This window comes from Desulfitobacterium sp. (assembly GCF_035539115.1).
Classification (GTDB): domain Bacteria; phylum Bacillota; class Desulfitobacteriia; order Desulfitobacteriales; family Desulfitobacteriaceae; genus Desulfitobacterium_A.
In genome coordinates this window covers 19,670-32,999 of sequence record NZ_DATLJA010000003.1, presented here as the reverse complement: position 1 = coordinate 32,999, position 13,330 = coordinate 19,670, and the positions used below count along the sequence as shown (strand labels likewise).

The window sequence follows — 13,330 nt, the reverse complement described above, 5'->3', positions numbered from 1 at the left end:
GATGAGACGAAAGAGCATGAGAGTTTTGAGGCATGACAATCATCCTTTCCAAAGTTAATGGGTTTGCAAAAAGATGATATCATGCCTCAGATATATATGTGTGCTTAAAATAGCCACCGCGCAGCGGTTTAGTACAACAGCAGGTTTCCGGTGCGTCCTGGCAGGGCGTACGTTCTAGCTGGGGAAGATCCAGCCCCAACCTCCCTGTATCGAGTCTTGGAGGTATTGCAGCAATGTAATACTTTAAGCGTAGACAGAAAGTCAGCGAGGTAGAATTGACTGGATGGTAGCCAGCAGTGAATGGTATTGAGCCCCGAAAATGGTGTAACTAACGAGGATGGCCGAAACGGTCGGGAAACGTGGAAGGCAATAGCTAGCTGTGCGAAAAAGGCAAGTACAGATAGACACCTCCGGGGTCAAAGGCCCTACCTAGCTGAACAATAAGAATGTGCGGAAACCCAGGGAGATCCCAGATCGGTCTTTCCGCAAGGAGAGTATGCCAGACAAGCTGGAGAGGCAAGGAAAGGCAAAAGCCACTGGGAAGTCGGATTACTCCAGTAGTACTGATGACTTTAGGTAATGCTGAACGAGGAAAGGGGAGTAACATATGGAACCGTTTGCAAAGGACACACTGCTCGGACACAGAACCGGGGAAACAGTGAGAACAAAACTTGCAAGCATAGCACAAAGAGCGAAAAGAGGCATATCTTTTGTAGCTGCGTAGATAGAAAGTGGTAATTTAAAATGTTTTTACGGTATGAAGTTGAGAAATGTAGGCGTAGTTTAATCTAATTAGCGCAAGACCCTCTAACGGATCCATTGGTCTTGAGCCAGGAGCTTGATATTCTTCTCAATCAACTGCGAAAAATTAGATCTGAGCAAAGACAAATAACCGGATGAGAGCCCGTTAAGGGATGATCATCCGGTTATTTTATCATTTACAGGGGCTAGTCCTGCTAGAAAAACGGTAAATGAAGGAATTATATGGGGTTAAACAGAATACCTAGAAATAAAAGGTATTTCGGTTTCTAGACTAAGACCTTAGAGAGGGTGAGAATTCTATGGTTAAAAGAAAAGAATTGCTTCGTGTTCTACCTGTTTTGATACTATTTTTAATAGTTTTAGCATATTGCATTTACCTTTTTTCTTATGTTGAACCCAAGATAGACTTCAAAGCTCAAATTACCGAGGTCAGTAGTGCTGATTATCAAAGGCTTTTGGAGAATAAACAAATGGTGTCACAAAACAAGGGGATAGAGAAATTTAAGCATATAAGTGTTGATATCAAAGTAACAACTCCATTTGGACCTGCGATCATAAATTCCATAAACCTTGAGAAGGATTCGCTTCGCCAGTATCTCATAAAAGATGATCGAATTCAGACATTAAGTGGTGGGGGATCGGATGACACTTACAAAAACGAGTATTCGGATCATATTGAAATCTATTTAAAAGACATATCCGAAGAACAGCTAAGGACTTTGTTGAAAGATTTCAAAGTGAAGGTGACATGGCAAAATATATGGCATAGTTATAATGAGAGAATATTTTATTTAGGTGATTATCTAAATAAGTAAGCCGGGTGTAGGGGTCGTCATTCATTCGTAGATTTTCTGAGAATAACTTTGTTACGCATTAGTAGTGGTTGTTACAAAAAACCAAAAACAAATCAAGAAACCAAACGGATGTACTCCTTTTTCTGAGGGCTTAGTTGAATACAGTCGTATGGTAAGTTTGTGTGCATCAATCTTATCTTGACCGTCTATGTAACCCATATCTGCAACTAAATTGGGGAATTGAATATCTAATTCTTTCATTCGTTTCAAAGAAGGAAGCAGCATCTGGCTGTCCGAGGTTTTTGCATGAACCACGACTGAATCTAAAGGCATTGGCCCCTGTGAGCTCCCACAAATCACTGTGTTTTTGCGGGAGCCGATAAAATACTTATTTTGATTCACTTTAATTCGTTGTCGGCCGACCCTTGGCGTCCGTATCGGAAAAACGGGGCTGACACATACGCTTCTCGGGAGTTTTGCGGGTACACTCTTTTTTGAACCCACCGACTGATGCGAAAACCGGACGTGAGTCTAAGGCGGCAATCATCAGGTTCAGGAAGCCTTCCATTTGCTCTGCCTGACGTAAAAAAGGTTTGGACAATTCGTTTATTTTTTCATCTTCAATCCCAAGCTGGGCACGAAACCGACTTAAGGCCGCGTGGCTCGGTACTTTGGTTCCATCTATTTCGAGAAAATTACGATAAGTGCCACTATGGGGACTTATTGGACGGTCGTTTTATTACTTCAAATCGAACAGAACTACAAATAAGGGGAAAAAGCAGTGATTAAAAATAACAAAGTTCTTTTAGTCAGTGTCGCGGGGATACTCGCACTTGCATTGACAGGGATTTTATTCTTCATAAGTATAAGGTCAGAGTTTATAAATCATTTGAGTAAAGAATACCCTGAACAAAAATTCGATGTTGGGTTTGTGAAAATTGAACCTATCTACGGTAACTACTTTGCAGATGTCACTTGCTTAGATGATTATATTTCCTTCCGTATCAGTAAGAATTTTAGAACAAAGGAGATTCACGAGAGTTATTCTCAATCTAAAAGCGTAAACCAATACAATTCTAAAATCAAGGCTATATTTAACAACAGTGATATCAAAAGTGAGATAAAATATGTATCTGGTGGGGGCAGAATCCCCTTTCAAGATGACGGATTATACAGTCAAGTAAATCTTACTATAACTGAGGATGCCAATCTGGTATCAGTTGCTACTAAAACTCTCGGAATACTAAAGGAAAATAATATATCGGCTGAAACAGTTGGTCTAATGCAAGAAAAGGACAAACATGTTTATGAAATCCGTTTATCCACTGATGATTACGCTTTGCCTAAAAATGAACTCGAAGCTAAGGTACAAATGATAAAGTAGATATAACCATATCTACTTCAAAAGAACGTTGGTGCTATTGTTTATCGAACCCGAAAAATCCATGATGATATGAGGAAATGAGTAAGCAATAAAAAGCAATCACAGAGTGGACCAGTATGGTCCAGGGATGGTGACGATAAGAAGCAATGTTACTACGCGACGAGCCTATCACGGTAATACCTCTGATTTTAAGATTATACGAACGTGGTTCATTAATGAGCCGTTATAAAAAATTGAATTGGAGATGAGATATTATGCAAAGAGAGTGGGAAGCAGTTGAGGGCATTAGGTTTTGTCTTCTTGCGCCTGACCACTGGTCAGAGTTCGAAAAACTATTTGGTGAACACGGTGCAGACGGCGGATGCTGGTGTATGTGGTGGAGGTTACCGGAAAAACAATTCGAGGAACAAACCGGTGAACTTAATAAGGCTGCAATGCAGGAGCTTGTTGAGTCAGGACAGGTACCAGGTTTCTTAGCCTATAAAGGTGACGAGCCCATAGCGTGGTGCTCGGTAGGTCCGAGGGAGCGTTATCAAGCTATTCATAGGTATTGGCAACTTAATAGGGATGAGGATAAAAAGACATGGTCTATTGTGTGTTTTTATGTGGAGGAAAAATTTAGGCGTCGGGGCTTAATGAAAATACTTGTTGAAAAAGCAATGAAATACGCCTTTACACAAGGGGCAAAAGTCATAGAGGGTTATCCCATTGAACCAGACAAAAAACTAGCTGGTTTTGGTGGCTTTACAGGGATCTTATCGGTTTATAAGTCCCTAGGCTTTTCAGAAATCGATAGGAATTCACGAAATGAGATATTGATGAGATTTGAATGTGAAGATTAAACGTAGTTCAGAGGTCTCTTTTTTATGCATTTTCAGCCCTGAAATTTATCATAGACTTCGGGATTTCCTAAAACGGCATAGTTAGTAGTAAACGCGGTTAGAATACAAAAGCTTCTTACTGATATAATTAACCCCATTACCTTAAGAAGGGGATGAAAAAGGGTTTGGGTGATCGGATTTTATTAAAGAATGGATTATTAGTTAATAGTGATTCGGGTCAATGGGAGTTAGCTGATATTCTGATCGAGGGAACGAAAATAAGCCGGGTTGCTCCTAAGATTGAGAGGGAAAAGGGGATCCTAACCCTTGATTTAAAGGAAGGGTTTGTTCTACCTGGGTTGATCGATTGTCACACTCATGTTGGAATCATTGAAGAAGGTAGTGGGAAGATTGGGGTGGATAATAATGAGATCTCGGATCCAGTGACGCCAAATCTCCGTGGAATTGATGGTGTAAACCCGTTGGATATGGCCTTCATGGATGCGGTGAGATCGGGGATAACGGCGGTAATGACAGGACCGGGTAGTAATAATGTGGTTGGTGGGCTGAATCTGGTCGTTAAAACGTATGGAAATATCATCGACCAAATGGTGGTTCGTAATCCTGCAGGGTTGAAAGTTGCTTTTGGTGAGAATCCGATTACGACCTATGGTCAGGATAAAAAAGCCCCGGTTACGCGGATGGGAACTGCCTCTCTAATCCGGGAGCTCTTTATGAAAACTCAGGATTATATGGAGCGGAAGGCCAAGGGTAAAGTGGAAGAACGGATCATGCAACTGGAGGCGGTAATTCCGGTTCTAAAAGGGGAAATTCCCCTGCGGGCCCATGCCCACCGGGCAGATGATATTGTAACTGCAATTCGGGTGGCTGAGGAATTTGAGATTGAAAAACTGGTGATAGAACATGGCACAGAGGCCGATTTAGTAGCCGATTATCTTTACCGGAAGAACATCCCGGTTGCTTTTGGACCTATGCTTACGCCTCGAATTAAAATGGAATTGCGTCGTCGCAGTTATGGTTCAGTCATAAAACTCGTGGAAAAAGGAATTAAAGTGGCGCTGATTACTGATCATCCTTACAATTCCATTGACCAGCTACGGACCGTTGCTGCTTTGGAGGTTGCGGAAGGTCTAAAGCCAGTCGATGCGATCAGGTGCCTGACGATCCATCCTGCTGAAATCTTAGGGTGTGATCAGCAAATTGGCCGAATTCAGGAAGGGTATGACGCGGATTTAGCGATTTTTGCGGGGAATCCTTTAGATCTGAATTCTAAAGTCATTTTCACGTTGGTTAACGGGAAAATCGTGTATCAGAAGAAGTGAAAAGATAGAATAAAGATTATGAATTTTTTCGCTCCGAGATGATTAATAAAAGATTGTCAATATTCAAAACATGGATTACAATAAAGTTAATTTCATAGAACTAATGCTTATAGGTGCCCTTAAGAAGAGTCTTAATGGGAGAATAGGGAATCGGGTGCAAATCCCGAACGGACCCACCACTGTATAGAGGAGTTCTCGGCAAAACCACTGGGTAACTGGGAAGGCGCTGGAGAATGAGGAATCTGAGTCAGGAGACCTGCCTATAAAGCATTTGACGTGGATCAAGGTAAAGTTCATGGTCGATTTCTCAAACCAGCCGAGGCTGGTTTGAGAAATAGGACTATGAATTTTTTTATTTTTGCGGGAAAGGAGGAATAAGGTATGGGGTACAAAGGTCGGGATGTGGAGGTTTCGTTATTAAAGGGAGAACAGTGTCTGGTCATAGCCTGCGATTCTAGCGGTGCCATTGGAAGTAAAGTCTTGGATGTCGTTCAGGTGCCAGAACATATTACCGGACGGTTTACGGCCCGAGTGGCCTTACTCGAGGTCTTAGCTGCAGGAGCAGAGCCTAAAATGCTGACCGTCGCGATATCTAATGAGGATGATCCAACTGGTGAAGGGATTCTTAAGGGAGTCCGTGAGGAAATTAAATCTCTCGATCTGGCTCAGTTACCCCTGGTAATTAGCACTGAGAAAAACATGATTACCCAGCAAACCGGTCTAGGCATCAGCGTAATCGGCGTTGCAGATTCTTCAGCTTTGCGCCTGGCGACCACTCAGATCGGAGATTTTATTTATGGGTTAGGGTTACCTAAGGTAGGGCCAGACGTTGCTGATCCTGAAGACCCGGAAATTATCCGCGGCGAGCATATCCGAAATTTATTAGGACAGCAAGGGGTTCATGATATTATACCTGTAGGGTCACAAGGGATTAGAGGCGAAGCCGAATCGTTGGCATGTTCAGCAAAGGGAAAACTTATTCTCAATTTTACATGTGCAATAGAACTGAACAAGTCCGCCGGCCCAGCCACAGCACTCATTTTTTCGACAGCGCAAAAAATCCAAGAGGACAAGTTCGAAGTAACCTTGGGGCTGAGACCTTACTTTGTAGGGAGAATTGAAAAGCAATAGGAAAAGATTAGTTAAATGAAGGAGAGATTGGATATGAGTCAAGTACAACCGGTTAAAGAAGATTTGAAGCCCGTGTTTTGGAGTGCTAAAAGAATTGCCATCATGGCTATTTTTATCGCCTTAAGTTATGTTGGTTCCTTGATTAAAATTCCAAGCCCCTTGGGAACGATTGGTTTGGATTCTGCCCCTGGCTTTTTTAGTGCCTTAGCCTTTGGTGCTTGGGAAGGAGCTATCATTATCGCCATCGGCCATCTCTTTACGGCTGCAGTTGTGGGCTTTCCATTAACTATTCCGATGCACCTCTTTATTGCTGCGCTTATGGCACTATGGGCTCTAACCTTCCGCTGGGTCAATCAAAAATTAGGCCTTATTCCGGCAATGATCGTAGCAATCTTCCTCAATGGAGTAGTTTCTTCGTTTACCATGCTTCCGGCGGGAGGAATGGGAGCTGTGCTGGGATTGATGCCGTTCCTTGTCTTAGGTTCAGTCATTAACGTTGTTGTCTCCGGTTTGGCCTATAAAGCGCTTAAAAAGAGTAGGCTGTTTTAAGGGATGGTTCTTCGATGACTAACGCAATTGAAATTCAGGGATTAACTTACACCTATCCCCATGCCGAGCAGCCGAGTTTATCCCAGGTGAATGTCGGGGTGAAAGCGGGACGTTTTATAGTCATTATGGGAGCGTCTGGAGCAGGGAAAACGACGCTGACGCTCTGTTTGAATGGCTTAATTCCGCAACTTTTAGAGGGACACCTTCAGGGGAAGATTGAAGTCGATGGGCTGGATGTTTCGAAATACCGAACACAGACGCTGGCCCAGAGGGTAGGAATGGTGTTTCAAGATCCAGAAAGCCAAATTGTGGGTTTAACGGTTGAAGAAGATGTTGCTTTCGGACCGCGAAACTTTCTGCTACCTGAAGAAGAAATTCAGCGGTACGTGCACGAGGCCTTAGCCAGAGTTCGATTGTCGGGTTACGAATCACGTAAAACAGAGGAGTTATCCGGTGGCGAGAAACAGCGCTTGGCTATCGCCGGAGTTTTGGCCATGCGTCCGGACATTTTAGTTTTGGACGAGCCGACCTCAGAACTGGATCCTGTAGGGCGAGCCGAAATTTTCGCAACGTTGGAGGACTTACGCCAAGAAAAAGAACTAACAATTTTAATCGTCGAGCATTGGGGTGAAGAAGTTCTTACTCGTGCAGATGAAGTCGTAGTGTTGCGTAAGGGTGAGATCGCTTGGCAAGGAAACCCTGCGGTACTCTTCCGTGATTTGCTGCTGCTCCAGGAGCTTGGGCTACGGCCGATACCCATCAGTGTACCCTTCTGGGAGCTTTATAAAAAAGGAGGAATTCAAGCAGAAGAGATTCCGCTTAGTATTCCGGAAGCTCTCGAAACGATTCGAAACATGTTGAAACGCGGAGACCACATCAAAGGGCTGAATCTCTCCAAAACTCCGCGAATTTCTAACGTTCCAACGCCACTTTCTGCGTGTGGAGCTGTCGAGATTCAGGATTTGAAGCATTGCTATGGGAATGCGGACCCTACCTTAAAAGGAATTAGCTTATCCATAGCATCTGGGGAATTTGTAGCTTTGCTGGGAGCAAATGGAGCCGGAAAATCAACCTTGACCAAACATCTTAATGGCTTGCTTATGCCAACTGAAGGAGAGGTTTGGGTTAGTGGGAAAAATACGAAAGATTTTTCAACAGCGGAATTAGCCCGTATCGTCGGGTATGTGTTTCAGAACCCGGATCACCAAATATTTGAGTCTTCGGTTGACAAAGAGATGGCCTATGGTTTGAAGAATGCTGGGCTGGAGGAAGTGGAGATCGTGAGGCGGGTTGAAGAAGCTCTGCAATATACGGGGCTTGAGCGCTTTCGTCAGGTTCATCCGTTAACATTAGGTAAAGGAGAACGACAAATCTTGGCGGTTGCTTCGATCTTGGCCTTACAACCAGAAATCCTAGTTATCGATGAACCAACGGCAGGATTGGATTGGACTGAGGCTCAAAAGGTGATGGATTTAGTCAGGCGGCTTCATGATCAGGGTACGACGATTATTATGATTACTCATGATATGGAATGGGTTGCAGAGTATGCAGAACGGGTGGTCGTTCTCAATCAAGGGGAAATCCTTTTAGAGGGGACTCCTAGAGCCGTTTTTTACCAAAGCAAACGTTTACTTGAGGCGAGTATTGTTCCTCCCCAGATTGTGCAACTCAGTCAGAAATGTGGGGAACTGGGTCTCCAGTGCGATTGGCTGCGGGGAGAAGATCTAGTCGAAGCCTGGGTCAAGAAGAGAGGAGTTGAAAATGCCTAAGCTTTCAGAAGTAAAGCCAAACGTATTTCAAAGCCTTGATGTTCGGACTAAAGGAGTAATGCTTTTAAGCATGCTCTGCTTAGCCTTACTTTTTGATGATCCTAGATTTAACTTTATCGTCTTTCTAATCGCAGCGGGTATCGCCTTTCTCGCTCAGCTCTCCTGGACGAAAGTTCGCCAAACACTATTCCCCATTTTGCCTTTATTTCTTTTAATTGTGATTTTCGCGGGCTTTAGTTCTGGTAATTTGCATTTCCAGCAGGAACGCAGCCAAACTGTTCTGCTTGAAGTGTGGCCAGCGTTCCATTTGAACATAACGTATGGTGGTTTATATCGCGGGATTACGTATTTACTGCGGATGCTTATACTTATCTTATCTTCGATGACTTTTCTGCAGACCACATCCTTAGAAAAATTAACGCAGCTTTTGCAGAAACTCAAAGTTCCAGCGCAATTTTCTTTTATGATCATGACGGCTATCCGGTTTATCCCAGTTCTCAATCGGAAGAGAATCTTGATTTTAGAAGCCCAAAAGGCACGTGGCGCACATATCCCAGAAAAAGGGGCATTTGTACCCATTAGAACTTTTCTACCACTGGTTGTTCCTTTGTTTGCGGGTTCGATTCAAATGGCGAATACGTTATCTATGGCAATGATGAGCCGTGGTTTTGGCTATACCCGATACCAAACTCATACTGACGAATTTCGGTTTAGAATCCGGGATGGGGTTGTGATCGGTCTGGAAATTATTCTCATTGTTTTGGGTCTCTATCTTCGAATCGTTCTGAAACTGGGGAAATTGTAAAGAAAAAATGAAATCCCACGGCTTGTGCCCGTGGGATTTCATTTTACTAACAGAAAGTATAAATTTTGGGGCAGATAGTATAAGTGCAACCAGCAGCTTTCATTCTCCTACGATGCATGTATTTATGTCCGGCAGGATAAGGCAACTATGGCTACCACCTTCGCTAGGGCTTGGTGCTAGCCAAGTTTTCTTTATCGCTGAAGCTCGGCGAAAGCCGGGTTTTCTTTATGATAAATATGCTTTTTAAGTGATTAAATTCTTGGAATTAGTCGTTTGTGTGGGCAGCATATTTGCCAAAGTGAAATAAGCGAAGCCCAAATCGCGTGAGTGGTTTTAACCAAGAATTCAAAGCCCATACAATTCGGGCGCTCAAGATGCCGATAACCATACTAGCAAGGACGTCTGTCGGCCAATGAACACCGGCATAGACCCGGGCAAAGGCAACGAAGAATGCAAGAACCGTAAAGCTTAAACGAACCCAACGTTCAGATCTTCGCCAGGAACCTGCAGCGAAACCGAAGCTTCCGGAGGTATGGTCACTGGGGAAGGAAGAATCGACAGCGTGGGGAATGAGTTGCGTGAACGATCCTTGAGGTAGAGCAACAAAAGGGCGGGGTCGGAAATAGAGGTGACCGATAATGACGTTAAAGATCAGGGCCAGGATTCCGGAAAACCCCATAACGATCAAACCATGACGTTTTTTTTCATCGGATTTGGGCAAGGTAAACCATGCCACAATAAAAAGAAAAGCATAAATTTCCAAAGCATATTGGGCCGTAAAGGCCATGACGTGATCCAAGATCGGGTGATGTCCAGCCCACTGATTGATGAAGTGATAGATTGACAGATCAAACGAGTTCAACGGAATTTCCTCCTCTATAGCATACACCTAGATTTAATGACTTTACCTAGTTTACTACAAGAAGTTTATAAATTCCTTAGAAAAAACTTAAGAAGCTAAGGTAAATCCAACCAAAATTAAGTATCATACATAAATTATAGGAGGAATAATAAAACGGTTATAGAATATTTTTCAAGAACAATTTAATTGAATTTATGGAGGGCTTGAGTATGTCTAATTTTGTTTATTTCATTTCCTCAGATAAAATGGGGAGCCAGGATCCAGAGCTGGGTAAGAAACTCATGGGAAACTTCTTTCGCAAACTCTTTGAGGCTGAACAAAAACCGACACATGTCCTTTTAGTGGAAAGTGGAGTTAAACTTCTCCTCCCTGAATTTGATGCATTTGGAGTCTTAAGAGAATTGGAAGCGAAAGACGTAAAAATTTTGGCTTGTGTCACTTGCCTCGATTATTATGGAATTAAAGAAAAGATTGGCTTAGGAGAAGTTTCCAACATGCCGTCGATCATTCAAGCGATGCACGAGGCAGATAAAGTGATTTCAATCTAATAAACCACCAAAAGGGTGCCACAGTTACTTCGTAGGCATCCTTTTACATTATGGTCTTTTTGATGGTCAGTCTCCAGTCTGTTTCTTTCGGGCTTGTTTGAATATCGTACAGTTCGCTAAAACCTTGATTATCGTCGTAGGGTTGCTTTGAGACGTTTTGTCTCCAAGAGCAAACCAAAGGCATCTTCTATTTTATTAACAACAATATTGGCCGCTAGAAGGGTATGGGTGGAAGCTCCTTCAAGGCCGATCACGGCAATGCCCAAATGCGCCTGTGCCAGCATCAGTTCATCGTTTGTACCGTTACCTATAGCTACGAGTTGGTGAGTCCCAAATTGGGATAAATAATTTGCTTTCTCCTGAGTGTGGTCTGTGCTTCCCAGAACTTTTACGTGAACGGGCAATTTCTCACATTGTTTGACCACGGTGTTGAAGGTATCCGAAGTGATAATATGAATTTCCAAATATGGAGATAGACGGATGAGACTATCTTTAACAGACTCAAAAATTTGTCCGTCTAAAGCTAGCGTTCCATTATAATCGAGGACTAATACCTCTAGGTTCAATGCTCCCTGACCAGGAATATCAACTTGAATCATAAACATAATCTCCCTTTTCAATAAAAAATAAAATGGTTCTTACTTTAACAGTAGGAGCCATTAACTTAACACAAAAAGCCAGATAACGCTCATTGATATTTTAGCATGGTTCTTATGGATGCGAGTGTACTTCTCTCAAAGAGAGACCTTTGGCAATCACCGATTGCACTACCGATGAACATCAGCCACCGGCAGGGTTTTTGGTTAAACACTCGCATCCGGTGTTTGCTCCCGTATGTTTCTTGATATCCTCAAGGGTGGAGCAGCATTGGGCGACTGCAATATGATGAAGAATTTCCTCCTCAGTGACATTTGCACAATAACAAATGGGAATAGGGGAAGGGACGTGTTTGAACCAAATCTTGTTGATTAATTGGTTTTGCTTAATCGTGACTTGACTATTTGGGGTGTAATAAGCAACTTCACATTCGGGAGTTCGACACAAGAAAAATTGTTCCTCATCGATTTCAACGTTAGGTTGGACTTGATGTTCAACCGTTATCTTGCGTACGACTTGTCCAATCCCGTTGCAAACAGGACAAGCAGGAATTTCTTTCGAATTTGCCGATAGTTCGAGCTTCATCGTGCATCACTCCTCTACAATAGGTAATTTAATAATACACCAATTATACTAGCTAAGGAATAGAGGGTTCGGACGAGCGTATCAGGCTGCTTTGCGTGTGAACAGTAATAACGTTGATAGCTGAGGTACAGCGCATGATTTTACAGGCAAGAGATGATTCTAGTTGGTAATCAAGAAGAAAATTGAAAGAGAGAAGCTACTTAGATTTTCAGAAGTTTTGAGTAGCTTCTTTCTTCACCTTAGTTATTGGTTGTTTTAGGATTAGGCATAGGTTGGGGCTGGGGTTGAGGTTGGAAGAGTTTACCGTTGAGGCTTCCTCCAAGGGTTCGTAGGAAGGAGAAAAGCCATAAGACAGAGAGAAAGGCTGTGAGAAGAACAGTATATCCGATGACCAAGTTGGACTGGTAATAGATACCTAATTTAAAACTTGCCATCGTGTAAGCCGCCAAAGGGAAGATGAAAGCCCACCAGGATAGCGAGAAAGGAATGCCTCCATGTTTCAGATAATGGTGGGAGATCAAGAGTACAATTGAGATTCCCCAAAGTCCGAGTCCCCAAATGACGTTTGCCAGGAGGTAAAGGGTATCCACATTTTGAAGAATCCCCAAGAGCTTCGCGGCATCCGCTAATCCCATTAAGGATACTGTACCCACGCCGATAGGACCAAGTATAATCCAAAAAGTTGGAGCCATAGCATTCGGGGGCAGAGGATGCTGGGCTAATCGGGTGAAAATTATGGCACCGATGAAAAGAAAGAGGAAAAATCCAATTCCGAAAAAACTAAGATTAATCAGTAAGGCCGTTTTAGCCCAAGAAGCATTCATCGTATGTAACATCGTTGTCAAAGGATTCCCAATCAGAGGGACGGCAATACTCGCAACAGGTGAAATCAACCAAGCAAAGTTAATCATCTGAGGTGGGGTTTGCTCTGAGCGCATCATATTATAAGAAGCCAGCGTCCCGAAGATTAACGCACCAAAGATACCGATTAACCAAGCCAGCAAGGAAAAGAAAAATAAAAAGGATGGACTAAGAAAATTTTTTCCCATCAGAGTTGCGTTAGAAGCAAGAATCATTAACCCGATAGGCATAGTGACAAAGAAGTTTCCCATCATAGGGTGCAGCAAATCTTTTTTAACATTTTCAAAGTATGAAAACCAGCGAAGCAACCAAGGAATAAAAAATAAAATAAAAAGTAGTGCATTGAGCCAGGCTAGGCTAATTCCTAAAATGCGGGAGGGTGCCCAAATGCTACCCCAAAGATAGAGTACATTAGCAAATCCACCCGTGCCCATGATAGCAGCGAACCAAGCTGGAGAAAAGTTCTTGACTAATCCTTTCTCTTGAGACATCTCAAATCCTCCTTATGACTATATTCTT

The 13,330-nt window shown here is 42.9% G+C and carries 14 protein-coding genes and 1 riboswitch; of the genes, 9 read left to right on the top strand and 5 right to left on the bottom strand.

What is annotated here, in order from left to right; genetic code table 11:
- Nucleotides 1-1,061: 1,061 nt before the first annotated feature.
- Nucleotides 1,062-1,577 (top strand): hypothetical protein, encoded by a 516-nt coding sequence (locus VM640_RS00645; protein WP_325388868.1) that lies wholly within the window; start codon nucleotides 1,062-1,064, stop codon nucleotides 1,575-1,577.
- Between the two features lie 51 nt (nucleotides 1,578-1,628).
- Here VM640_RS00645 and VM640_RS00640 read toward each other — a convergent pair whose 3' ends face one another.
- On the bottom strand, nucleotides 1,629-2,060 hold the full coding sequence (locus tag VM640_RS00640) for a transposase (protein WP_325388867.1): 432 nt from the start codon (nucleotides 2,058-2,060) through the stop codon (nucleotides 1,629-1,631).
- 277 nt (nucleotides 2,061-2,337) lie between these two features.
- Here VM640_RS00640 and VM640_RS00635 point away from each other — a divergent pair, with 277 nt between their 5' ends.
- The 7 genes from VM640_RS00635 (at nucleotide 2,338) to VM640_RS00605 (ending at nucleotide 9,358) form a co-directional block, all read left to right on the top strand.
- Nucleotides 2,338-2,940, top strand: coding sequence for a hypothetical protein (locus tag VM640_RS00635; RefSeq protein WP_325388866.1), 603 nt, complete (start codon nucleotides 2,338-2,340; stop codon nucleotides 2,938-2,940).
- A 254-nt stretch (nucleotides 2,941-3,194) separates the two neighbouring features.
- Entirely contained in the window at nucleotides 3,195-3,782 is a 588-nt protein-coding gene (locus tag VM640_RS00630) for a GNAT family N-acetyltransferase (protein ID WP_325388865.1), read from the top strand.
- 152 nt (nucleotides 3,783-3,934) lie between these two features.
- Complete coding sequence (locus tag VM640_RS00625; protein WP_325388864.1) at nucleotides 3,935-5,104, top strand: amidohydrolase; 1,170 nt, start codon at nucleotides 3,935-3,937, stop codon at nucleotides 5,102-5,104.
- Between the two features lie 95 nt (nucleotides 5,105-5,199).
- Nucleotides 5,200-5,382, top strand: a riboswitch (cobalamin riboswitch).
- Between the two features lie 103 nt (nucleotides 5,383-5,485).
- A complete protein-coding gene (locus VM640_RS00620; RefSeq protein WP_325388863.1) occupies nucleotides 5,486-6,235 on the top strand; it encodes an alpha-ribazole kinase in 750 nt (249 codons plus the stop codon).
- Nucleotides 6,236-6,268: 33 nt separating this feature from the next.
- Nucleotides 6,269-6,784, top strand: coding sequence for an ECF transporter S component (locus tag VM640_RS00615; RefSeq protein WP_325388862.1), 516 nt, complete (start codon nucleotides 6,269-6,271; stop codon nucleotides 6,782-6,784).
- Between the two features lie 14 nt (nucleotides 6,785-6,798).
- Nucleotides 6,799-8,553: an ABC transporter ATP-binding protein gene (locus VM640_RS00610; RefSeq protein WP_325388861.1), complete on the top strand. Its 1,755-nt coding sequence runs from the start codon at nucleotides 6,799-6,801 to the stop codon at nucleotides 8,551-8,553.
- A complete protein-coding gene (locus tag VM640_RS00605) occupies nucleotides 8,546-9,358 on the top strand; it encodes an energy-coupling factor transporter transmembrane component T family protein (protein WP_325388860.1) in 813 nt (270 codons plus the stop codon). Before VM640_RS00610 ends, VM640_RS00605 begins: the two co-directional genes overlap by 8 nt.
- Before the next feature lie 265 nt (nucleotides 9,359-9,623).
- Here the strand turns inward: VM640_RS00605 and VM640_RS00600 are convergent, their stop codons facing one another.
- The gene (locus tag VM640_RS00600) at nucleotides 9,624-10,220 is read right to left on the bottom strand and encodes an undecaprenyl-diphosphatase (protein WP_325388858.1); all 597 of its coding nucleotides are present in this window, start codon (nucleotides 10,218-10,220) and stop codon (nucleotides 9,624-9,626) included.
- Nucleotides 10,221-10,429: 209 nt separating this feature from the next.
- Between VM640_RS00600 and yedF the strand changes: the two genes are divergently transcribed.
- Complete coding sequence (gene yedF / locus VM640_RS00595; RefSeq protein ID WP_325388856.1) at nucleotides 10,430-10,768, top strand: sulfurtransferase-like selenium metabolism protein YedF; 339 nt, start codon at nucleotides 10,430-10,432, stop codon at nucleotides 10,766-10,768.
- A gap of 128 nt (nucleotides 10,769-10,896) precedes the next feature.
- Here yedF and VM640_RS00590 read toward each other — a convergent pair whose 3' ends face one another.
- The 3 genes from VM640_RS00590 to VM640_RS00580 form a co-directional block, all read right to left on the bottom strand.
- Nucleotides 10,897-11,367, bottom strand: coding sequence for an HAD family hydrolase (locus VM640_RS00590; RefSeq protein ID WP_325388854.1), 471 nt, complete (start codon nucleotides 11,365-11,367; stop codon nucleotides 10,897-10,899).
- Nucleotides 11,368-11,548: 181 nt separating this feature from the next.
- Entirely contained in the window at nucleotides 11,549-11,950 is a 402-nt protein-coding gene (locus VM640_RS00585; RefSeq protein ID WP_414647852.1) for a (2Fe-2S)-binding protein, read from the bottom strand.
- Between the two features lie 239 nt (nucleotides 11,951-12,189).
- Nucleotides 12,190-13,302: a TDT family transporter gene (locus VM640_RS00580; RefSeq protein ID WP_325388852.1), complete on the bottom strand. Its 1,113-nt coding sequence runs from the start codon at nucleotides 13,300-13,302 to the stop codon at nucleotides 12,190-12,192.
- Nucleotides 13,303-13,330 lie beyond the last annotated feature (28 nt).